The 23,715-nt window shown below is 43.4% G+C and carries 23 protein-coding genes; 5 read left to right on the top strand and 18 right to left on the bottom strand.

What is annotated here, in order from left to right:
- On the bottom strand, window positions 1-2,091 hold the full coding sequence (locus QY309_06575; protein ID WKZ61143.1) for a thiamine pyrophosphate-dependent enzyme: 2,091 nt from the start codon (window positions 2,089-2,091) through the stop codon (window positions 1-3).
- A 199-nt stretch (window positions 2,092-2,290) separates the two neighbouring features.
- Here QY309_06575 and QY309_06570 point away from each other — a divergent pair, with 199 nt between their 5' ends.
- The 3 genes from QY309_06570 (at window position 2,291) to QY309_06560 (ending at window position 3,476) form a co-directional block, all read left to right on the top strand.
- Window positions 2,291-2,731 (top strand): Hsp20/alpha crystallin family protein, encoded by a 441-nt coding sequence (locus QY309_06570; GenBank protein WKZ61142.1) that lies wholly within the window; start codon window positions 2,291-2,293, stop codon window positions 2,729-2,731.
- Window positions 2,732-2,928: 197 nt separating this feature from the next.
- On the top strand, window positions 2,929-3,156 hold the full coding sequence (locus QY309_06565; GenBank protein ID WKZ61141.1) for a hypothetical protein: 228 nt from the start codon (window positions 2,929-2,931) through the stop codon (window positions 3,154-3,156).
- Window positions 3,153-3,476 carry a type II toxin-antitoxin system PemK/MazF family toxin gene (locus QY309_06560; GenBank protein WKZ61140.1) on the top strand — a complete coding sequence of 108 codons (324 nt, stop codon included), beginning with the start codon at window positions 3,153-3,155 and terminating at the stop codon, window positions 3,474-3,476. The genes QY309_06565 and QY309_06560 overlap by 4 nt, the downstream gene beginning before the upstream one ends.
- Before the next feature lie 2 nt (window positions 3,477-3,478).
- Here QY309_06560 and QY309_06555 read toward each other — a convergent pair whose 3' ends face one another.
- Window positions 3,479-4,411, bottom strand: a complete 933-nt coding sequence (locus tag QY309_06555; protein WKZ61139.1) for a DUF4249 domain-containing protein — start codon at window positions 4,409-4,411, stop codon at window positions 3,479-3,481.
- Between the two features lie 5 nt (window positions 4,412-4,416).
- A complete protein-coding gene (locus tag QY309_06550) occupies window positions 4,417-6,795 on the bottom strand; it encodes a TonB-dependent receptor (GenBank protein ID WKZ61138.1) in 2,379 nt (792 codons plus the stop codon).
- Between the two features lie 294 nt (window positions 6,796-7,089).
- Between QY309_06550 and QY309_06545 the strand changes: the two genes are divergently transcribed.
- Window positions 7,090-8,520, top strand: coding sequence for an amidohydrolase (locus QY309_06545; GenBank protein ID WKZ61137.1), 1,431 nt, complete (start codon window positions 7,090-7,092; stop codon window positions 8,518-8,520).
- Window positions 8,517-9,158 carry a hemolysin III family protein gene (locus tag QY309_06540; GenBank protein WKZ61136.1) on the top strand — a complete coding sequence of 214 codons (642 nt, stop codon included), beginning with the start codon at window positions 8,517-8,519 and terminating at the stop codon, window positions 9,156-9,158. The genes QY309_06545 and QY309_06540 overlap by 4 nt, the downstream gene beginning before the upstream one ends.
- Window positions 9,159-9,164: 6 nt before the next feature.
- On the opposite strand, the gene QY309_06535 is transcribed toward QY309_06540, so the two are convergent.
- From QY309_06535 to QY309_06465, 15 genes are all read right to left on the bottom strand, one after another.
- The gene (locus QY309_06535; protein ID WKZ61135.1) at window positions 9,165-9,545 is read right to left on the bottom strand and encodes a hypothetical protein; all 381 of its coding nucleotides are present in this window, start codon (window positions 9,543-9,545) and stop codon (window positions 9,165-9,167) included.
- A gap of 83 nt (window positions 9,546-9,628) precedes the next feature.
- On the bottom strand, window positions 9,629-11,389 hold the full coding sequence (locus tag QY309_06530; protein WKZ61134.1) for a hypothetical protein: 1,761 nt from the start codon (window positions 11,387-11,389) through the stop codon (window positions 9,629-9,631).
- Entirely contained in the window at window positions 11,386-12,312 is a 927-nt protein-coding gene (locus QY309_06525; protein WKZ61133.1) for a patatin-like phospholipase family protein, read from the bottom strand. The genes QY309_06530 and QY309_06525 overlap by 4 nt, the downstream gene beginning before the upstream one ends.
- Entirely contained in the window at window positions 12,312-13,214 is a 903-nt protein-coding gene (locus QY309_06520) for a nucleotidyltransferase (protein ID WKZ61132.1), read from the bottom strand. Before QY309_06520 ends, QY309_06525 begins: the two co-directional genes overlap by 1 nt.
- A gap of 70 nt (window positions 13,215-13,284) precedes the next feature.
- On the bottom strand, window positions 13,285-13,650 hold the full coding sequence (locus QY309_06515; protein WKZ61131.1) for a hypothetical protein: 366 nt from the start codon (window positions 13,648-13,650) through the stop codon (window positions 13,285-13,287).
- A 223-nt stretch (window positions 13,651-13,873) separates the two neighbouring features.
- Window positions 13,874-14,218, bottom strand: coding sequence for an ArsC family reductase (locus tag QY309_06510; protein ID WKZ61130.1), 345 nt, complete (start codon window positions 14,216-14,218; stop codon window positions 13,874-13,876).
- A 15-nt stretch (window positions 14,219-14,233) separates the two neighbouring features.
- Window positions 14,234-16,000, bottom strand: a complete 1,767-nt coding sequence (locus QY309_06505) for a DUF885 domain-containing protein (GenBank protein ID WKZ61129.1) — start codon at window positions 15,998-16,000, stop codon at window positions 14,234-14,236.
- Window positions 16,001-16,137: 137 nt separating this feature from the next.
- A complete protein-coding gene (gene trpA, locus QY309_06500) occupies window positions 16,138-16,938 on the bottom strand; it encodes a tryptophan synthase subunit alpha (GenBank protein ID WKZ61128.1) in 801 nt (266 codons plus the stop codon).
- On the bottom strand, window positions 16,925-17,833 hold the full coding sequence (locus QY309_06495; GenBank protein WKZ61127.1) for a DUF1684 domain-containing protein: 909 nt from the start codon (window positions 17,831-17,833) through the stop codon (window positions 16,925-16,927). The genes trpA and QY309_06495 overlap by 14 nt, the downstream gene beginning before the upstream one ends.
- A gap of 33 nt (window positions 17,834-17,866) precedes the next feature.
- Complete coding sequence (gene trpB / locus QY309_06490; GenBank protein WKZ61126.1) at window positions 17,867-19,048, bottom strand: tryptophan synthase subunit beta; 1,182 nt, start codon at window positions 19,046-19,048, stop codon at window positions 17,867-17,869.
- A 119-nt stretch (window positions 19,049-19,167) separates the two neighbouring features.
- A complete protein-coding gene (locus QY309_06485) occupies window positions 19,168-19,791 on the bottom strand; it encodes a phosphoribosylanthranilate isomerase (protein WKZ61125.1) in 624 nt (207 codons plus the stop codon).
- A gap of 59 nt (window positions 19,792-19,850) precedes the next feature.
- Window positions 19,851-20,645 carry an indole-3-glycerol phosphate synthase TrpC gene (gene trpC, locus QY309_06480; GenBank protein ID WKZ61124.1) on the bottom strand — a complete coding sequence of 265 codons (795 nt, stop codon included), beginning with the start codon at window positions 20,643-20,645 and terminating at the stop codon, window positions 19,851-19,853.
- A complete protein-coding gene (trpD, locus tag QY309_06475; GenBank protein WKZ61123.1) occupies window positions 20,642-21,628 on the bottom strand; it encodes an anthranilate phosphoribosyltransferase in 987 nt (328 codons plus the stop codon). Before trpD ends, trpC begins: the two co-directional genes overlap by 4 nt.
- 7 nt (window positions 21,629-21,635) lie before the next feature.
- A complete protein-coding gene (locus QY309_06470; protein ID WKZ61122.1) occupies window positions 21,636-22,202 on the bottom strand; it encodes an aminodeoxychorismate/anthranilate synthase component II in 567 nt (188 codons plus the stop codon).
- Window positions 22,203-22,206: 4 nt separating this feature from the next.
- Complete coding sequence (locus QY309_06465) at window positions 22,207-23,604, bottom strand: anthranilate synthase component I family protein (protein ID WKZ61121.1); 1,398 nt, start codon at window positions 23,602-23,604, stop codon at window positions 22,207-22,209.
- Window positions 23,605-23,715: the final 111 nt, after the last annotated feature.

Genomic DNA, 23,715 nt, shown 5'->3' with positions numbered 1-23,715 from the left:
TCAGTACCTGAACAATTCATCCAATGCGCGTACCACCTTATCCGCGTTGGGTAACATCATTTTTTCCAGATCAACATTTAACGGAACAGCCGGCAGATTGGCTGCGCCTAATGTCCACACGGGTGCATCCAGATGCCTGAAACATTCGCGTTGAATTCTTCCGGCCAACGATTCAGCAAATGAGTTTAATAAGGGTTCCTCCGTTAATACAAAAGCACGATTATGTTTTAACACGGATGCTTTAACCCCTTCCCAATCCAGCGGATTAAGTGTGCGCAAATCCAAAATCTCCACTTGCCCGGCAAACGACTTACTGGCTTCCTTCGCCCAGTACACACCCATGCCATACGTTATGATTACGGCCGATTCACCCTTTTCGATTTTTTCTTCACTTGCTTCCTGAACAATTCGGGCTTTCCCTAATGGGATGATGTAATCATTATCCGGCTCAGTAGTTTTCGCATCCAACGTTCCGGGCACTTTACTCCAATACAAACCTTTGTGTTCCAATAGCACCACCGGGTTAGGGTCGTAGAAAGAAGCCTTCAATAATCCCTTCATATCCGCAGCATTGGATGGATACACCACCTTGATACCGCGTATCGTCAACAATGTTGACTCCACACTGCCCGAATGATACGGGCCACCACCACCATATGCACCAATCGGTACACGTATTAAGGATTGTATCGGAAATTTTCCTTTCGACAGGTAACAACTTTTTGAAAGCTCTTCTACCAGCTGATTGATACCCGGCCAGATGTAATCGGCAAACTGAATTTCAACAATGGGTTTCGCCCCTACTGCCGACATACCTGCGGTTGAACCAACAATGTATGCTTCCTGGATGGGTGTATTGAACACGCGATGGTCGCCATATTTTTCGGCCAACGTGGCCGCCTCACGAAACACGCCACCCAACCTGCGACCAACATCCTGACCATAGAACAACGCTTCCGGATGCTTGCGCAAAATTTCATCAACCGCATGCAAGGCAGCGTCCACCATGATAATTTTCTCAGCGCCTTTTGGTGCACGTACTCCTATTTCTTCGGTAACGGGTGTAGGTGCAAATTCATACGAATCAAATTCAGCTGTATCCGGATCGGCTGATGCCAACGCTTGCTCATAGTCGTGTTTTACTTTTTCAGCTGCTTGCTTTCGGATATCGCTTAATGTTTTTTCCGTTTCGCCATGCTTTTTCAGATAGAACTCAAACTTAACAATCGGATCATCCTTTTGATGCGCTTCCAGGTCTTCACCACGATACCATTCCCTGCGCACACCAGAAGTATGATGCCCGAGCAGCGGACATTTGGCATGCACTAAAATCGGAGCGCGATTCTTCCGCACATACGCAAGAGCTTTCTTCATGCCTTCATACGAATCCACAAAGTCGGAACCATCTACGCGCATGCGTTGCATGCCTTTGAAGCCGGCCGCATATTCGTAGGCATCCATGGCGCGCATTTCATCACCCGTTGCCGAAATGCCCCAGCCATTATCCTGAACCAGGTAAATGATTGGCATCTGTTTCAACACGGCCATCTGAAAAGCTTCTGCCACTTCACCTTCTGTTACCGAGCCATCACCCAACGAGCAGAGCACAACGGGTTTCTGTTTTGTGTCTAATAAATTTTGCGACTCCAAATACGCAATACCTTGTGCCATGCCCGTAGCGGGGATGGCCTGCATGCCTGTGGCTGAACTTTGATGGGGAATTACTGGAAAACCTTCTCGCTTCAACGATGGGTGACCGTAATACGATCTGCCACCGGAGAACGGATCATCGCGCTTGGCCATTAATTGAAGCATCAGCTCATACGGCTGCATGCCTATCGCCAACAAAATAGATTCATCGCGGTAATATAAAGAAGCATAATCCCACGCCTTCAACTGCAACCCTGTAGCCAACTGAATGGCTTCGTGCCCGCGTGATGTACTGTGTACATATTTGCTACAGATTTCCCGATTCTCCTCATAGGTTTCTGCCATTCCTCTGGCCGTGCACATCAGCGCATACGCCTTCAGTAAAATAGCCCGGTCAATACCCTTTTTCTTGGTCGTTTTTTGCTCCTTCACTTGCTCCATTTCGGCCATAATATTAGTCGATCAGGTTAAGGCCTAAAGATAAGGATTTTGTGGTATTCAATCGGTTGAAATTCCGTGCGATACTGATAAAGATCAGCCAATGGTATGACCGAAAACATAGTTTTTCTAAATCTGCAAATGCACCTTAGTACCAGCAAAAAAATATAAGTTCTTAAACCCAAAAATAAAGGAGGTAGTTATGACACTGCTTAAGTCACCGGTATTACCCAACTTGTTTACCGACAAGTGGCTGTCTGATTTCTTCGATAACGATCGGTTCTTTGATGCAGACTGGATGAAAAGAATTCAGGTCGTTCCCGCAGTAAATGTAAAAGAACTGGAAAAAGGATTTGAAATTGAAATGGCCGTTCCCGGAATGACCAAGAAAGATTTCAACATCAACATTGAAAACGGTGTGCTGACCATCTTCACCGAAAAGAAAGAAGAGAAGGAAGAAAAAGAAGATGCCTACACCCGCAAAGAATTCAATTACTCCAGCTTCACTCGCTCCTTCAACCTGCCGGAAAACATCAATCCGGAAAAAGTTGAAGCTCGCTATGAGGACGGCATGCTCAGGATTATGATTGCCAAAAAAGCGCTCACTCCTGAAAAGCCCGTGAAGATGATTGAGGTTAAGTAAGTTGAACAGGTAAAAACAAGTGCACATCCACCGCACGGTTTAACGGGATCACAAAGCATCCCAACCAGTCAACAAGGGGTACGGTTTGATTTGGTTATGTGCATACGTTTTGAGTCCCGGTGTTAGTGGCACCGGGACTTTTTTGTTAATCTATTAAATCATCCTTAAATTAGATCAACAATTATTGCCCTTAAAAAATGACACGAGAAACACTGATCAAAAAAACCATTGATAATCTGGCGAAGCTACCTGACCAAAAGTTGAAAGAAGTTTCTGATTTTGCAGAGTTTCTATTGAATAGAATTGAAAACCAACTCACAACGGAAGGAATCCAGAAATTAGTAACTGACTCAAAAGCATTTAAGTTTTTAGAAGAGGATGAAGACATTTATACAGTAAATGACTTAAAGGAAAAGTATAAATGAATAAGGGTGATATTGTTTTAATACCTTTTCCATTCACTAACCTCTCAGGAATAAAAAACAGGCCGGCACTGATTCTTGCTGCCGGAGAAAATGACATAACAGTTTCATTCATCACAACTCAGCTAAAATGGCAAGAAGATTTTGATCTAAGGATTGAACCCACCTCCTTAAACGGACTTAAGCGAGTATCGCTAATCAGGTTAAGTAAGCTGGCAACTATAGATAAAGACCTCGTACTCGGAAAACTTGGTCATCTCTCGCAAGAAGAATTAACTGGCATTAACCGTAAATTGGTAAAACTATTCAAACTAGAAGCGTGAGTTCAATCCTCCTCCGTCAAATCATCCAAACTCGAAAACTTTCTACCCAATCCGGAAACGGAAGCCACATTAAAGAACCCGACCACTTTTTTTCCGGCAGGATTTACGTTTGCCACATTGGATGAAACGTTGGCCAGCGGTATAGCAAACAACTCGCTAAAACCACCGGGCCGATCGGTTTGAATGGCTACTTGTGTCAGAAAATCGAATGAAGCTTCTGACAGCGAATGAATCTCAACATACAGCGAATCGCCTACCACATAAGGTGACAACAAACGATCATCTTCGTCTGTATCAAACGGATTGATGGCCGTACGTATTGGCGCAATGAAGTATGCCCCGGTAAAATTGCCTCCGCGTGTAAAGCCTGCATCATAGGCGAGGTTCAGATCGGAAGGCTTATTCAGCAGTTGACCATTCTTGAACGTTTTGATCCAGTAACTATCACCCGGCTCTACCGGATCAAAAGCCCAGAACTCCGCCAGAAACAATTCATCAATAAACTGGTTTCCTTCTTCTCTTCTAAACGTAATACTGTCGATAGCCGGAACACGACCCATGCGGGTAACGGACTGATAAGTCTCTCCTTCTGCCACCACAGTAAGTGTGTACGTAACACCGGTTTCACCAAACACCTCATCCACACCGGGTGTCCACGTATATTCACCCGGAGCACTTTCTGTAAATATGTATTCGCTTCCATCGCTACCCACAACAACAACCTGTGCACCGGTTACACCCGGTGGCAGCGACTGGTCAAAATAAGGTTGCGTTTTGGTAAGCTTGACGACTTGCGGTTCGGGTTTATTGTTCACCCAGGCATCCACCACCAAAATCGGTTCCGCAGTTTGCAAGGTTGGATCAATTACCGTCTCACAAGAAAACAGGAAAATGATACCAAGAAAAAATACTATGCTTTTTATCAGACTATTCATATGCATCAAAAATGAAAGTTGTAAGAAATGGATGGCACCACGGTACCGATAATGGATAGTTGTCGCGCCTGACTCTCAATGGCCTGACCCGATGGAATGCGTTCATCATTCTGCGCAAAGAAAATGGAGAACGGATTTTTACGACCATACACATTGTATAAACCAAATACCCAGTAGTCGGTGTTCTTCCGCATCTTTCCTTTCCGGTTCACTTGCTTTCCTTCTAATCGTGCTGAAATATCCAACCGGTGAAAAGCAGGCAAGCGAACATTGTTTCGCGTTTCATTGGCGTTATACGGAATCAGGATATCCTGAATGATATACCGCGAGGTTGGAAACGTAGTAGGCGTACCCGTAACCAACGTAAAGTTAGCCGACAAGGAAACACGCTTTGATATATCATAGAACCCGGTCACCTTTAGGTTATGCGTTTGATCAAAACGTGCCGGGTACCATTCGCTGTTGTTGATACCGTCTATCTGAAGTTCGGAGCGACCCAATGTATAGGCAATCCACCCGTTCAGTTTACCGGTTTTCTTTTGCAGATAAAGTTCAAGTCCGTACGCACGGGCATCACCGCTCAACAAATCACCTTCCAGAAATTCATTGATCAGCAGATCAGCTCCATCAATGTAGTCGATTTGGTTTTGTGCAGTACGGTAATAAAGCTCCGCGGAAAATTCGTACTCCTTTTCTTTACCTAAACTTCTGAAGTATCCAACGGTATATTGATCACCAATTTCGGGTTTGATGTTTTGCGTGGTGGGTGTCCACACATCCAACGGGTTCGATGCTGTTGTATTGGAAATTAAATGCAGGTACTGCGCCATGCGGATGTAACTTGCCTTGATGGAGCTTGCCTCATTTACCTGAACCTTTACGGCTACACGCGGTTCCCAGTTTCCATAGGTACTCGTTACTTCTCCCCTTCCGAATTGTGTTTGCGCCACCGGAAACCTTCGCACACCGGCTGTGGTGTCGTTGTAGGTGTATTGCGTACCCGGACCAAAACCCCAGAAGCGTGAATAGCGCAAACCGTACTCAACAGAAAATGTTTCATTGATTTTTTGATTGTTGCTCAGGTATACAGCCGATTCCAGGTTATACTTCTCCGGCAGACTTATATCCGTAACTTCACCATTAGATGCACCCGAGGCGTTGGCCGGCTCAAATGTGTAATAGGTACTCTCTATACCAAATGAAACTTCATTTTCGCTGTTGATGAAATAACTGAAACTGGGTTTGAACGTGTAATTGGTGATCGATGAATTCCACTTAAAATAATCGCGGTCATCCTCACCGAACTTCAAGGCATAATCATATTTACTGAAAATTCCGGATACGTTTAAAAACAACCGGTCATTTAAAATAGAATTCCAGCGCAGGGTTGCGGTATTGTTTCCCCACGAAAAACCCTGCTCCCTATCAAAGAAAAAATTATCACGACCGCTATACGCAGAAAGGTAAACACGATTGCGTTTGTTGAGGTTGTAGTTCAGCTTTCCGGTAAGGTCATAAAAATTCAAGCGCGCGCCATCGCGCAACACATCCACAAAAGGTCGTGCGAGAATATCAATGTACGATCGTCTTGCCGCTACGATAAACGAACCTTCATTTTTAAACAATGGCCCTTCCACTGACAAGCGACTGAAAATGGTACCGATACCACCGTTCGCTTCGTACTCCTTATTATTTCCTTCCTTCATGCGCACATCCAGCAACGAAGCAATGCGCCCGCCAAATTGTGCCGGTATGGCGCCCTTGTACAGCTTTACATCCTTAACCGCATCGGGATTGAAAACCGAAAAGAATCCCAGCAAATGAGAAGAGTTATACACGGTGGCTTCATCCAGCAAAATCAGGTTTTGCCCCACGCTGCCACCACGTACATTAAAACCGGAAGCTCCCTCACCCACAGTGGTTACTCCGGGCAACTGCTGAATGCTCTTGATCACATCCACCTCACCCAAAAAAGCCGGAATGCGGGTAATGGTAGCAATGTCAATTTTATTCACGCTCATTTCAACGGCTTGCACGGGCGACATATCTTTTGATCCCGTGACCACAACTTCCTGCAATTGTCGGCTCTCGGAGATGAGCTCCAGATCCAGGCGCTGATTCTGCCTCAAGTCAACCGTTCGTAACTCGCGGTTATACCCCACGTACGAAAACTCCACCTCGTATTCGCCTGCGGCCACGGTGAGGGAGTAAAATCCATACACGTTGGTGGTGGTTCCTGCGCCCAGGCTGCGTATGTAAACGGTTGCACCAATCAACGCCTCGCCATCAGCGGCATCTTTCAGGTAGCCGCTCAGGGTTGCCTTATCCTGCGCGGAAAGTGGAAATAAAAAAAACAGAAATAAACTTGCTAGAAGCCGCTTCAAAAATGGCTCCGTCATTGCGAACGCAGTGAAGCAATCCCCCACTTTGAGGTTGGAACTAGATTGCTTCGGTCTCCCGATAGTTATCGGGATCCCTCGCAATGACGATCTTTCTATTTTTGAGATGGCTTTTAATATGATCTTACGCATAACGAGTCAATCTGTCGCTTAAAAACGACAAACATTACCCGGTTGTTTAGCGGATTGGTGTTAAATAATTTAGTTTTTGTAGAATTGTTTTACAGGATTTACAGAAAATTCTCTAACTAGGCATCGAACACCAAATTAATACGACACATGCGCATCATTTCCACACTCATCGTCTTGTTGATTTTCACAACAGCCCTTCATGCTCAGAAAGTCTCGGCCAACAAAAAGCAGGTATTGAGCTCGATTGAAAAGCATGCTTCCAAACTCATTGAAACCAGCGATAAAATCTGGGCGCATGCCGAAATCGCTTTTCAGGAAACGGAATCATACCAGGAATTAGCCAATCTGGCGGAAGCCAATGGGTTTAAAGTCGAGCGCGGGGTGGCGGAAATACCAACTGCATTCGTTGCCACCTACGGAAGTGGCAGCCCCGTGATTGGCATACTGGGCGAGTTTGATGCTCTGCCCGGACTATCACAAAAAGCAGTACCACATAAAAACCCGCTTATGGAAGGCAAACCCGGCCATGGTTGCGGACATAATCTGTTTGGCACGGCCAGTCTTGGTGCAGCCATTGCCATCAAAGAATTAATTGAACAAGGAAAACTAAAAGGCACGATCAAGTTTTTTGGAACACCTGCTGAAGAAAAGTTTTTCGGAAAACTGTGGATGATCCGTGCCGGACTTTTTAAGGATGTAGATGTAGTGATGGACTGGCACCCGGGCGCGGAAACCAAAGCTGCCGTACAAACCGGGTTGGCACTCGTTGACTTTACCGTAGAGTTTAAAGGTCAGGCGGCCCATGCTTCTGCCGATCCGTGGAACGGACGCAGCGCCTCCGATGCATTGGAGCTTTATACCACAGGCATCAACTACTACCGCGAGCATGTGAAGCCTACGGTGCGCATTCATTACCACATACAGGATGGCGGTCAGGTGGTGAATGTGGTTCCCGATTATTCCCGATTGTGGGTGCGCGTACGCGATGTAAAGCGCGAAGGCATGAACGAAGTGTACGCGCGCGTTAAAAAGATGGCCGAAGGTGCAGCCATTATGGCGAACGTGGATTATGAAGTGAAATTGGTTTCCGGAATTTATGAAGTGCTCGTGAACAGAACCGGAGCAGGCTACCTCCAAAAGAATCTGGAGTTTCTTGGTCCGCTCACCTACACGCCCGAAGAAACAGACTTTGCCAAAAAAATACAGCAGGCCACCGGCAAACCCCAGGTGGGCTTGCACAGCAAAGTTGAGCCGCTGGAAGAAACCAAGGAAAATGCCGGGGGCGGTTCCACCGATGTGGGCGATGTGAGCTGGGTGGTTCCCACTATCCGCTTGAGCGCAGCAACAGCACCTATTGGCACACCGTGGCACTCATGGGCGGTTGTTGCCTGTGGGGGCATGTCTATCGGGCATAAGGGCATGCTTCATGCTTCCAAGGCGTTGGCGTTAACCATGGTTGACTTATACGAAGACCCGAAGAAAGTTGAAGCCGTAAAAGCAGAGTTCAAGCAACGCAAGGGCGACCATGTTTACTCAGGGTTAATTCCGGATGGCCCGCCTCCCATTGGCAAAGAATGAAGGAGGCTTACAAAACAGATCAATCACTGGGTGAAGAAATTGCCAACAGCATCAGCCACGGACTGGGCGCTGTTGGTGGTATTGTCATCATCCCGTTTCTGATCATCAATGCTATACCACATGGCACAGCTGCCATAGTGGGCGCGGCTATATTTGGTGCAGCCATCATTATCATGTACCTGAGCTCAACCCTGTACCACGCGTTTCCCATTAGCCGAACCAAAAAGCTATTTCAGATTTTTGATCACAGCGCCATTTACATACTCATTGCCGGAACGTATACGCCCTTTGCGCTTGGTATTTTACAAGGCTTTTGGGGCTGGGTGATGCTAACCGTTATGTGGACGTTAGCCATTGCCGGTATTGTATTCAAATCCATTGCCGGTGCGCGCAAGAATGTACTCTCCACTATTTTATATGTGGCCATGGGTTGGATGGGCATACTGATGATAAAACCCCTGATGGCAAACATGGAGCGCGAAGGACTGTACTGGCTTTTGGCTGGTGGAGTTTCCTATACCGTAGGTGTAATCTTCTACCTGATGAAGCGATTACCCTATGCCCATTTTATCTGGCACCTGTTTGTGCTGGGCGGTACGGCTTCCCATGTGGTTACGGTGATGCGGTTTGCGAATTGATAATATTTAATTCACCCGCTCAACGCGGTGAATCAATTTCAGGTCCGTCCCCTTTAATTTGGCCTCATATTTATATCCGTTGTCTGAGGTCTCTAAAATTTGAATTGATAGCGTTTTGCCCTTAAAGAAATTCATCGCCTCTTCATTTGCTTCCAGGATATCGAGTTCGTATTCACAGTCTGTCACCCACGTCACCTTAAATCTTGACATTGTATTTTTCTTCAGGTCATTTTCGATTTGAATGGAGTCATTTCGTTCAATTATGTATTCCTGGTCTTTATCCACCAATCTAAATTTCCCTGTTCTAAATGTTTTGCAGTCAATTTCGCTATCACTATCAATAGGCAATAAAACTGTCCAAAGAATAAGCGTTAAAAGTAATTTCATATTTGGTTAAAAATCATATAACGGTTTGGCTATGCGCAGTGTCCCGTAGGGCATTGCGTATAGGTGTTGTTGGCATCAGTTTTTTATTCTTTTACATAGTAAGATTCATTCATTTCCTCATTTGGTTTTAAATCGTTGTAAACAATTCGAACACTTTCAACATCCGATTCATTGTGTTCGATTTTTTTTCTTAGTTCATTTATTTTAAGGCATTCTTCTTGACTTAAATAAAATTCAACACTCTTAAAAAAGCTCATTAATTGATTAAAATCTTTTCTGTTAGGTTCGCTCTCCAAGCTTAAATCGCTTAAATTTTTAATGGAGTCAATGATTACCGAATGCTTTATTTGAGGCCGAAGATTTGGTACTATATTAATCATACCATCTTCTGAAATAACAACTATTGCTGTTGGGCTTTGAATTCCCATATATTCATAGTAGCGAATTGCTGAATTGTACCTCGAACCTCTTGAAGAATCTCCTTTGTCGGTGGCAATTCCATCTAGAATAACCCCAATAGCATGACAGGTTGAATCTCGGTCAACCAAAATACCACCGTCAATAGATGTTATTTGTTGTACAAAATTCTTTTCAGTCTTTAGCGGCTTAATTTTAAAGCATTGATTACCAAGCCTCTCAGACTCTTGCTTAGCAGAATCTGTAATAATCAGCATAGTACCATGCTTTTGAAGGGTTGCTTCCAATGTAATATCCCATAATTGATCTATTTGCTCATTACTTATACCTGCAAATATTCTTCTGAAATCACTAAAGAATTTATCCATATCAATTTTTTCACTTGGTAATCTTGGTTCTCTATATGAAACCGACATCAATGGGTTGTTATCATGGTAAAGTGTCCATTGGTAGTGTTTTGTGAAATTTATCGTGAATAATGACTCGGATTTTGGATTGTATCGCCCTCGAATTTCTCCAAGGCCATAAATCAGAGCTGAATCAGATACAATAATCGAATCGTTGTCGGAGAGCTCTAAGAATTTGCGTACTTTTCTATAGTCTCTTATTGGGATAGGATTCTCCAACTCCAGAGTAATCTTGATACTTGGATGTCCTTTTTTAGCAACTACCAATGTACCAAGTCCTTCAGCTCCTTCGTATTTTAAGGATGAAATGATGTTACAAGCATCATACAAACCATGCAGTCCATCAAAATTATTCCCAACATTTGATACAGTATACATAAACTGCTTGGCTGACTCAGTTAGTAATTCTGATGTTTGTCTTTCTATTGCTCCTATTCCTCTATTTGGATCTTTAAGGGCATTCGAGCATTCCTTTAAAAAAGTGTCAATATTACTTTCAATGAAAGACCGGCTAATTTTATATCTATCTTGAAATCTGTCCTTTGTCAAAGAGTAATGATGGCTTAAACCTTCTTTATTAATTTCAAGTACTACAAATACCAAATACCCTTCAACATAGCACGGGTATGAAATAAACTTCTCTGTGTCTCCATATAAATCTTCTTTCCTAAGAATTTTCGCTATTGCCTCAACATATGCTTTATTGCTAATTCTGTTATTGTGATTTTCTTGAGCAATAGGGTGACTATGAAAGATCTTTTTTTCTTCATCTACTTTCTCAAGCTCACTGGCGAGTGAAGTAATTTCTTGAAATGGTTTTACATTATATCCACAGTCCTCTGGTTCTAAACAAATCGGATGACGATCGTCACGGTGATCAACAAGGACTCCCAACAAAAAAGTCTTTGGTTTTAATCGTTTATCAATTTCGTTAAAAAGACTTTCAGCTGTGACTTGAATAGATATTTGAACGTGTTGTTGGTAACCCCACATAAAAAGATTTATTACATTTCTTTTCATTTTAAGTCGAATAACTTAATGATATCCTTTTCATATTTAGCATATGAGGATCTTCCTAGTTGAATCATTTTATTTAGCTTACCAATATCTGATTCAAGCATGTTAGTGCCATGTTTTGGTTCGGGAAAAGCTTCACTTATTCTTAAAATATTTAAATCTGGAAATAAAAGTTTAGTAATAATGGTATTACTGTTTGTGCTGGCTGTGAGAACTCTTTCGATAAAGTTAAATATTCCAAATAGCTTTAAAAACTGATGTTTCAGTCCCGATTTATTTTCAACATATTGCCCAACCCCAACATTAAGTAGTCGTATATCTGATTCATTATAATTTAAAGCTTTATAGGCATCTATCATCGAATACAAGGTTGAGTTGTTTGCTATAAAGCCACCATCAACAACCTCTATTACGCCATGATTCTCGGTAACTATTTTCATTTTTTCAAAGAATGGATATGCAGCGCTTGAGCACCTCACTGCCGTTTCAATGGTACAGTCAAATCCTGCCTTAAATGATTGTTTCATTCCATGGGCTTGCTGAATATCAGTCTTAAAGATTAAGGGCATCTGTGTTTCAAAATTTAAAGCGACAATTCCAATGTTTGTCTTAAATGCATCAAATTTCTGAGTACCGAGTAATTTTTGAGCTTCTTCTTTGAGTGCTTTACTTCTTCCTTTTTTTGATGTCTTGGACATTATTTTAGGAATGAGATCTATGTAAAGTTTCTCGATCTCTGGAACTTTATAGCCGAGGCCAATAAGAGCTGCAATAATTGAACCTGTACTAGTGCCGAATATTAAGCCAAAATGTTCATGCAAGGGTTTTCCTAGCTTAAGTTCGAGTTCTTTTAAAACACCAATCGTGTAGACTCCCTTAGAGCCACCTCCATCTAAAACTAGAATATTTAATTTCTTTTCACTCATTAGTATTCATTCCAAAATTTGATTAAATGATTTCTAAATGTTTTACACTCACTAGTATTCCATTGTTGGTCAGATTGACCAAATAAATATCTTTGTCTATTTTGACAAACTAAATTTTCTAATTCTAAGTCAGTATAACTATGAAATGTATTTAAACAGGCTAGTATTCTAGATTGATGTGTGCTGTGCAGAAAATTACTATTTGGCATATTATAAAATAGGCCCTCTATAAAATAGGAAGGCGCAAGAGAACTCGGAATTATTCCGCTACTAACAAGTCTTGTCTTTATATTCTTAATTATTCTGATAGATGGTTTGTAGTGTGAATTACAACTTTGATTTTTTGAGGCTCCATTATCAAAATGTAGCTTAGGAAAGTTCACAACTTTCTCATTTGTATTATTTGTCCAAAAAATTACACCTGGTGCGTAATTAGAAGTATTCGTCTTGTTAAAACTTTTGTATTCTCTATATTCTGCACAACAGACAACATCACAATCTAATCTTCCTGAATTAGCAAGAACTTTAATGGATTTGTTGCCTACCTCAACATAATTTTCTCCATAATAATCCTGCAATCTCTTTATGACGGCCTCCTTAAAAGAGTCAAGAGTATATTTTCCATCTGAATAGTACTCATTGAATTCATTCAATTGTTGAGGTGGCAATTCATTCTTGTTTGAATAAAACACAGAACTAAACTCAACAACTACATCCACATCACTATCTCCTCGAATATTAGTGGAGTTTCGATAAGAACCTTGCAAGTATATATTGAAGCTTATATCGTCCTTCCAATTATTTCCTTCAATACAAGTCTTAATTGAGTTGTATGTATTAGCCGATGACGTTGTCGCTCCTTGATTTGACCAAGCTTGTAATTGTGCTTCTGGTATCGCCATTAGTTTTTCAAATTGATGCCAACAATTGTATATATACAATTGCACATATTTCCATTACATAAAGCGTCTGCTATTTCAAATCATAAATGCCCGGCAGGTTGCCCACCATAAATGGAGTTTCGTAGCCTTCCTCAAAAATCCGGTAAAAGCCTATTTTATCTTTCTTACGCAGGGTACGTATGAGTGAACCTTTAAAGCCATCGTTGCAATCAACCCTCAGGCTTATTTCGCGGAGCTTATTCTTGCGATCAAACGTCAGGTAATAGCTTAGTGTGATGTTCCGCTCTTTCTTCAGCCGGGTTTTGTAGGCATCCAGTTCTTCTTTCGTGGTTTGCTGGTCAATTACCAGCATCACCAGATCTTCTTTCATGATCAGTCCGCGGCCGTCTTCACTGAACGGCAGCAGCAGGAGAATACTTGCAAGCAGTGTTTTCATGGCTTGTTGCTTTAAGGGGAATGGATTTATGTCATTAAATATAACAGAATCCTGTTGGTAGTTCAAATAGGAGTTTCTCCTATGCCTAAAGGAAGACTTGGTATGCCTTTCTGATTTAAATATTATAACCACATAGGCACATAAGTACACATAGAAAAATGGCAAAACCAACTATGTGCTCTATGTGTCTATGTGGTTAATCAAACAAGGTTACTCTCCAGTTTTAAAATGTATTATTATATACCCCTTCATCAAACCCCAACGCCAGCACTTTGCCATCTTCCTCAATCAACGGCCGTTTAATCACACTGGTCTTTTCCAGCATCAGGGCAATGGCTGCTTTTTCTGAGGTAATTTTCTTTTGTGTGGCTTCATCCAACTGGCGCCAGGTGGTGCCACGTTTGTTTACCAGGCTCTCCCACCCTACCTGTTTGCACCAGGCTTTCAGTTTGGCTTCGGTAATGCCTTTCGATTTATAATCGTGAAAATCGAATTCAATTTTTTTCTTCTTCAGCCAGTCGAGGGCGGACTTTACCGTGTTGCAGTTTTTAATTCCGTAAACCGTCATAACAGATTTTGGATTTTAGATTTCGGATTTTGGATTTAACTTCTGCTCAATATACGCATCAATCTGTGCTTCCAAAACGGTTAGCGGCACGGAGCCGTTTTGAAGAATGGCCTGATGAAAGGCACCGATCTTAAACTGATCTCCCAATGCCTCTTCCGCTTTCTTTCGCAGGGCTTTAATTTTTATTTCGCCAATCTTATAACTCAACGCCTGTCCGGGCCAACCAATATACCGATCAATTTCGGTGGTTACTTCATGTATCGACAACGCGGTATTTTCTGCCAGGTAATTCAACGCCTGTTCGCGTGTCCACCCTTTGTAATGAATGCCGGTATCCACCACCAACCGGCAGGCGCGCCACATCTCATAGGTATAACGCCCGAACATATCGTAAGGGGTTGCATACATGCCCATCTCCTCGCCCAGATATTCACTGTACAAGCCCCAACCTTCACCAAACGCGCTGATGTAATAGCGTGTGCGGAAGCGGGGCAAGTCCTTTAACTCAGCCGCCAACATAATTTGCAGGTGATGGCCGGGTACAGCCTCGTGCAGCGTTAGCGCGGGTAACGTATACAAGGTTCTGCTTTTCAGGTTATAGGTGTTCACCCAATAAATTCCCGCACGCTTACCATCCCATGAACCCGGCACATACCGTCCACCGGTGTAGGTTGGCGCGATGGCATCAGGAACAGGTTCAACTGTAAACGGCAGGCTGTAGAGTTTATCAAAAAGCTTGGGCAAGCCTGCCTCTGCTTTTTTGCTTAACCATGAAGCATAGTTGAGCAATTCTTGTGGTGTTTTGGCGTAGAACTGCGGATCGGTGCGCAGAAAATGCAGGAAGTCGACAAACGATCCTTTAAAGTTCACTTCTTTGATAACAGCTTCCATAGCTGAACGAATACGCGCCACTTCCGCCAAGCCAAGATTATGTACCGAATCAGGCGTTAGCGGAAGCGTAGAGAAATGATGTACTCTGTTTTCATAGTACTCCTTACCACCGGGAATAAACGAAACACCGGGTTGCTCACGTGCAGCTTGCAGGTAGTCGCTGCCCATGTAGGCGTATAGCTCCTGATAGGTGCGCTGAAGCGATGACACGACTGCGTCTGCTTTTTGCAACACCGACTGCCTGTCCGTTTCATCCATGTTTTCAGGAAGCGTGGCAAGCGGAGTATAAAACATCAGTTGTTTATAATCAGAAACTACGTAGGGCTTCATCAGCGCAAGCGTATTGTTCACAATTACCTTTGGCGCAACAATGCCGTCCTTCACGCCTTGTTTCAGTAAGTCGAGGTTTTCACGCAACCGCTTTTCATAGTTAGGCAACCATCCCAGGTAGCCGTTGTAATCGTCAACGGTTTTGAAGGGCCACCGCGAAAAGGAATAGCCCATGGAATTATAAAAGCCTCCTTCAGCGTTGAATGGAATCAGGTACATGCGGTAACGAATGCGATCAACCTGATCCTGCAGGTCCATAATCATCAACTGTTTGCTGATGCGGTCTTGCTCATCAAGTGATGCATCATTAATGGCCTTTACTTGTTCAATAAATTTTTCAAGACTATCTGCACGTTGTTGCTGTGCCGATTCCGCGATGGATGACCAGGCCCCTTTCGGGTGTTGACCGCGTGAAACGCTGTCTTCTGATGATTCATCGAATTTTTCGATTGAATCAAATAAACTGATCAGGCGATCGTGTGGTGTAGAAGAATCAGTTTTATCCTGTTTTGGTGAACATGAAACAAGTAACACCAATACAGCAAGGAACATGTTTTTCATTATCTGAGATTTAGCTCATTAAATTTACAGGAAATCTATGAGTTCTGATCCATCAAGTGAAGCCACTTGCGTATTTTATTCTGAGCTCCTTAGCAGCAAATCTATTAAACCACAAAGGCACCAAGTAGGCACAAAGGTCACGAAGCTTTGCCCTTAAGTAAGGATACAAAATTCTGAATATCAGCAGGAATATCGTTCGACTGCTTAAGCATATTAATAAACGCGCTACCCACAATAGCACCCGCTCCATATGCACAGGCTGTAGAAAACGTATTGGCATTAGAAACCCCAAAGCCGATTAAAAATGAATTTTTCAGATTCAATTTTTTCAATCGCTCAAAGTATTGTATCTGTTCCGTTTGGAATCCTTCTCTCGCACCGGTTGTGCTGGAGGATGATACTGCGTAAATAAACGCGTTGGTAGCCTCATCAATTTTTCGGATACGGGCTTCTGACGTTGTGGGTGAGATCAGAAAAATATTTCGCAGCCCCGCTTGTTCCATCGACTGTTTGTAAACCGATTCATACTCATCAAATGGCATATCGGGTAAGATGAGCCCGTCTACTCCTGCATGGGCGGCATCGGTAAAAAATTTCTCCATTCCATATTGCATCACCGGATTCAGGTACCCCATTAAAATGATCGGTATGTGCACTTGCTTGCGGAGTTCACGCACCTGCTCCAACAAAAGCTTCAGCGTCATGCCGTTATCAATAGCTTGTTTGCTGCTCTGCTGAATCACCGGGCCATCGGCTATGGGATCGGAAAACGGAATACCAATTTCAATCAGGTTGACACCGGCTTGTTGCAAACTCAACGCAATCGTTCCGGTATCATTCAATGATGGGAAACCCGCGGTAAAGAATACCGACAGGATATTCTGTTTCTTCTTTGAAAAAAGTTCTTCAATGCGATTCATCGTCTCAATGTGTTCCATAGTTCTTCTCTCCTGCCGGGATGGCAAACGGTAATACATTTTGTTTTGGGGGCAACGGACAAGTGGCAAATTCGGTAAAGGCACAAGGCGGATTGTAGGCTTTATTGAAATCGATGATTACACGATCGCCTTCTTTCGGAACGGGCACATACATATACCTTCCTGCTCCATATGTTTCCCTGGCGTTTGTCTCGTCTCCAAAAATGATGAAAAACTCATCGCCTCCTTCATCCAATGCATCCAGTGTGTATTCCTTGTCCTCGTATTCAAATACCAATGTACCTACTGAACGTTGCGGACCAGTCTGCCCCAACACATTGGTAATTTCAATGGTGCGCGAAGAATCAGCCCATGCTATTCTGCCTTCCAATCGCCAGTTCGGATCAATCGGAAAATATTCAATCGGAATAAAGGATTTTAGTAACGGATTTTCAAAGTCGCGCAACCGTACACCATATTTATCATCGCGCCTGATAACAAACCAACGCAATGAACCATGCGCTACAGTCACCCTTGCCGAATCCGGATGATAAACAATGCCCGATGAACGCATTGCATCATTAAGCATAATCTCCACACCCGGTGCTGCTTCGATGGTAATCTCACCTTGTTTCAGCAACATAAAGCCGCCCTGTTCAGCAATGCTGCCTTCCGGAAAAACCAGATCGTTATTTGCTCCGCTACCAAACGTATTGATTCCTTCCTTCAGCCAAAACAACCCCGCCAGGTTTACCCAACCTTGTTCACTTACCTGATACGCATTTCGCTTTTGTTGCCATTCTTTAATCTCCGCAACATAGGCTTCTTTATTCAAACCACTTGTTGACTTTTCATTTCCTGTACATGCGGCAATCGCCAGATTGAACAAAACAAAAATCTTAATAGCATTTCTCATAAATCAAAAATCAACAATCCAAAATCGTAAATCCTAATACTTCCCCCACCGAATATATGTCTCCAAATCCTTATCTCCCCTTCCGGATAGATTTACAACCACCACATCATCCGGATTAAATTCCATTTTACTCAATACCGCAATGGCATGTGCCGTTTCGATAGCCGGAATAATGCCTTCCGTGCGACTCAATTCAATGCCAGCCTTCATGGCCTCATCATCCGTGGCACTTAGGAACTGCACACGACCGGTTTCAAACAAATGTGCGTGTTGCGGACCAATACCCGGGTAATCGAGACCGGCAGAGATGGAGTACGGCTCTTCCACCTGGCCATCTTCGGTTTGCATCAATAACGTTTTACTTCCATGCAACACACCCTGTTTACCTAACACAGTCGTTGCCGCAGACTCACCGGAGGTTAATCCATGACCGGCAGCTTCGATACCAATCAAATGTACATGTTCATCGTTAAGAAAATGATAGAAAGCGCCCGCAGCATTTGACCCGCCACCTACACAGGCCAATACATAATCCGGATACGGATTACCTTCCTTTTCCAGCAATTGCTTTTTCATCTCCTCACTGATAACCGATTGAAAGCGAGCCACCATATCGGGATATGGATGAGGGCCAACAACCGACCCTATAATATAGTGTGTATCGGTTGGATGGTTAATCCAGTGGCGCATGGCTTCGTTGGTAGCGTCTTTCAGCGTCATGTTACCCGAAGTGGCCGGAACTACTTTTGTACCGAGGATGCGCATGCGTTCTACATTGGGTCGTTGGCGTTCCATATCCAGTTGACCCATATACACAATGCATTCCATGCCCATCAAGGCACACACGGTAGCGGTGGCCACACCATGCTGACCAGCACCGGTCTCAGCAATGATCTTTTGCTTACCTAAACGCTTGGCTAATAATATCTGACCAATGGTATTGTTAATCTTATGCGCACCGGTATGGCACAGGTCTTCGCGCTTCAGGTAAATTTTTGCACGGTATTGTTCCGATAGGCGGGCAGCAAAATATAACGGAGTGGGGCGGCCAACGTAATCCCGAAGTAGCTGATGAAACTCTTGCTGAAAAGAATCATGCTGAATGATGCTCAGGTAATTCTCCCGAAGTTCTTCAATGTTTGGATACAGCATTTCGGGAATGTAGGCTCCGCCAAAATTTCCGAAATATCCTTTTTCATCAACGTGGTAATTCATAATTTTTAATTTACATATGCTCTTTATCCTACCTGATTTTTAAACCACATAGACACATAAGGTCACATAAGGAATTGTTCAAAATAATCTATGTGTTCTATGTGTCTATGTGGTTCATATTATAGTTTTCTAATTTGCCTAACAGCTTCTTTAATCCGTAAAACATTCTTAACACCCGGAGAATCCTCGACCCCACTGTTTAAGTCAAGCGCATGCAGGTTCATCTGTTTCAACCGTTGAACGTACTGAATGTTCTCGACCGTTAACCCTCCGCTTAAAAAAAACGGAATTTCCTGATCGCACCCTTCCAGTATCGACCAATCGAATACCTGTGCATTGCCACCGTAGTGTTTTCCCTTTGCATCAAATAGAAAATAATCTACAACTTCCTTGTAAGGCCGTGTGACTGAAAAATCAAAATCTGATCCAATCCTAAAAACCTTAATCATCTTTAATCCCTCAACCTTCAATTGCTCACAGACCGCCACTGGTTCATCGCCATGAAGCTGCACATGTGAAAGATTATGCTTCGAACATAACTCAATTATCCGATCCACTCGTTCATTCACAAAAACCCCCACCCGATTAATCGATGGATTCAAATCAGCAGGCAGCTGAAAATCATCACCCACATACCGTGGTGATGGTGGATAAAATATAAACCCCATATAATCCGGAAGCAGTTTTCCGACTTCCTGAATATTGGACTCATCTCTCATGCCACAAATCTTCAACTTGACCATACTTTTCATTAACTAATTATCTTCACAACCCGAGCCCTGAGGCTCCCGAAGGGCGTATCTCACTTACCTGCCCTCAACTCCTCAACAAACTTCCTACACGCCACCTCCGGCCTTTCATGCTTCATAAAATTTTGTCCCATTAAAAAACCTTCGTATCCATATTCTCTAAGTTCAAGCACCGTGTTCACCTGATCAATTCCACTTTCCGAAATTTTAACAAAAGAAGAAGGAATTTTCTCAGCCAGCCTACGTGATACATCAACCGACACTTCAAACGTTTTCAGATTCCTGTTGTTAACGCCCAATAAATCAGCACCTGAGTCCAGGTTGCTCATCAACTCGGCTTCATCATGGACCTCCAATAAAACCTCTAACCCCAATCCGTGTGCAACAGACGTGAACCATTTAATTTTCTCGGGTTCCAGACAAGCAGCAATCAGCAGGATCACATCAGCCCCGATAGCTTTGGCCTCTGTAATTTGATATTCATCCACGATAAAATCTTTTCGCAGCACCGGCACATCAACCACTTTTCGGGCAGCAACTAAATCATCCGAAGTTCCACCAAAAAATTCAAAATCGGTTAGCACAGATAGCCCTGAACATCCGGCAGCTGCATATCCCAAGGCAATCTCATCCACCAACACATTCGGATGAATTATACCTTGTGATGGCGACTTCCGCTTGATCTCAGCAATGATGCCGGAAGCACCAGGTTGTTTTAAACGCTGTACCAACGAAATACACGTTCGTGAAAAACTAACTTCCTTCTCCAGCACCGCAAAAGGAACTTTCTCCTTTTGTATGGCAACTTCCTTTCGCTTATGCGCGGTTATTTTTTCAAGAATATTCACGTGTTCAGTAATTTTTTAAAAACTTCATATGCTTTTCCTGAAGTAAGCGCTTCGTTGGCTTTGGCTACCGCAAGTTCAATGCCTGCATCCTGATCTGCACAAAACAACGCCATAGCTGCGTTGGCGATTACGGCCGCGTTTTGTTGTTTAGTCCCCTTTCCTTCCAGAATGCTCAGAAAAATTTTTGCCGATTCCTCTACCGTATTTCCACCGGCTATATCCGCATATTTTACCTGCGGCAATCCCAGATCATCAGGAGTGGCGATCCGCTCACCTTTGTTGAAGAAATACTTAAAAGCACCTGTCAATGAAATTTCATCATAGCCATCCAATCCATGCAGAATAACAAAGTCCTTATCAGTATCCTGATACAAATATCCATATTGGCGCGCCAGTTCCAGACTAAACACACCTACCAACTGTCGCGATGGAAACGCAGGATTCACCATCGGGCCCAGCATGTTGAAAAATGTTTTTACACCCAACTCCTTTCGGATGGGTGCTACATTTTTCATGGCGGGATGAAACAACGGTGCGTGCATGAAACAAATATTGGCACGGTCAAGGCTCCGCTTTAATTCATCTACATCGTTGGTAAACTGATATCCAAAATATTCCAGCACATTAGAAGAACCACACGCAGAGGACACGCCATAGTTGCCGTGCTTGGCTACGGGCTGACCGGCTGCTGCCACTACAAAAGAAGAAAGCGTAGAGATGTTAAAGGTATTCTTCCCGTCACCGCCCGTTCCGCATACATCCATTACGGGCCTGTCAACCCGCACGGGAATACACAACTCCAGCATCGCATCACGGAAGCCCTCCAACTCCTCCACGGTAATATTCCGCATCATGTACACCGTCATGAAGGACGACATCTGACTCGGATTGTATTTTCCTGAGGCCAACTCTATCAGCACTTGCCGGGCTTCCTGCTTGGTCAGGGATTGATGGTCGATTAATTCATTTAATACGTGTTTCATAACTACTTCAATTCTTTAACCAGTTTGCCATCATCCTCGGTCCTTCCGGTGTCATAATCGACTCCGGATGAAACTGCAGTCCACGCACATCATATTTTTTATGACGAACACCCATGATCATACCTTCCGTGTTTCGGGCGGTAACTATCAAGTCAGGTGTCAACGATTCAGGTGACACGGCCCATGAGTGATAATGACACACCTGAAAGGTTGTTGGTAAATCTTTAAAAAGAACTTCACCTTCATCCGTCACTGAAGTCTGTGATGTAACCCCATGCAACACCTTAGGAATATTAAACAGCGAAGCACCAAACACTTCAGCAATACCCTGATGCCCGAGGCAAATCCCCAGAATACTCTTGGTTGTCGAGTAAGTCCTGATAAGTGCCTTCATAATTCCTGCTTCATCCGGAATGCCCGGGCCTGGCGACAATAAGATCTTATCGTACTTGCCAACTTCTTCAAGTGCAATTTTATCATTGCGGTATACATCGTAGTCGTAATTCAGTTCGCGTACAATGTGCACGAGGTTGTAGGTAAATGAATCGTAGTTATCGAGAATCAGAATTTTCATAAGATCAGATTTCTTCAGCCATTAAAATTGCTTTGCGCAATGCACCAAGCTTATTGTTTACTTCGTTTAATTCACTTTCAGGATTTGATTTGGAAACCACACCTGCCCCGGCTTGATAGATCAGCTCATTATCCTTACTCAAAAACGTACGGATCATAATCGCATGGTTAAAATCGCCATTAAAACCGAGAAAGCCGATGGCACCACCATAAAACCCACGGCTAATATTTTCATATTTATCGATCAACGTAAGTGCCTTGTGCTTGGGCGCACCTGACAACGTGCCCGCAGGAAAAGTTGCAGCCGCCATATTTACAGTCTCTGTTTGATTGTTGAGTTTCCCTGTTACTTCTGAAACGAGGTGAATGACATGCGAATAATACTGTATCTCTTTGAACACCGCTACATTCACATCATGCGCATGGCGACTCATGTCGTTACGGGCAAGATCAACCAGCATAATGTGTTCGGCATTTTCCTTTTCATCTTCAGCAAGTTGATTCGCCAGCGTTGCATCTTTCTGGTCATCGCCCGTTCTGCGGAAGGTTCCAGCAATCGGAAAAATGCTCGCCTGATTTTTACTCACCTTCAATTGCGCCTCCGGTGATGAGCCAAACAACTTGAAATTACCATAATCGAAATAAAACAGGTATGGAGATGGGTTGATAGACCGTAACGCACGGTACACATTGAATTCATCGCCTTTAAACGAGGTTGTAAATCTTCTGGAAAGCACAATTTGAAAAACATCACCCCGGTTACAATGTTCAATGCCTTTTTCTACGGATGCCATGAACGCGTTATCGTCCAGGTTGGAGGTTTCTCCATTCACTTTTTTGAAAGAATAGGTTGAGAACCGGTTACTGTAAATCAGCTTTTCGATCCGCGAAAGTGTACTCCCCTCTTCATCGGCCCGATGTTCGGTAAGGGTTAACTCATTTGAAAAATGATCGACTACAATTACATATCGGTAAAGCTTGTAGACAATATCCGGAACCTGATATTCTCGTTGCGTAACATCCACATCTTCGAAATACCGAACCGCATCATAGGCCATAAAACCAAACAATCCGCTTCCGGGGGTGGCTTTCGTTCCATTTTGTTTGATGGAGAAAGAAGATCGGAATTTTTCGAGTGCCGTTAATACCTGAGCTCGCTCAGTGATCGTTTCTGTTTTGGTTTTTCCGTCAGGTTGAGTAATCTTTATTTTATTCTGATCCACCTCAAACGAGGCAATCGGGTCGCAGCAAATTAACGACAAGCTGTTTTCATGCCCGTGGTAGTCGGAGCTTTCCAACAGAATACTTCCAGCAAACACATCCCGCAGTTTGAGGTAGATGTTAACCGGTGTGAGGGTATCGGCCAATAACTTTTTTGTAAATACGTTCAGTTCAATTTTCATTCTTCATTACATTAAAAACAAAAAGGCCCGCTCCTTGAATCGGGGCGGGCCTTCCGCATGTATACTTTTCAGTTATTCTAAAGCATAGCCATCCACCGATTCGATTTGAAC

The sequence above is a fragment of the Cyclobacteriaceae bacterium genome (genome assembly GCA_030584025.1).
Classification (GTDB): domain Bacteria; phylum Bacteroidota; class Bacteroidia; order Cytophagales; family Cyclobacteriaceae; genus UBA2336.
The sequence above is the reverse complement of the archived record's forward strand: the minus strand, read 5'-3'. Positions and strand labels throughout refer to the sequence as shown.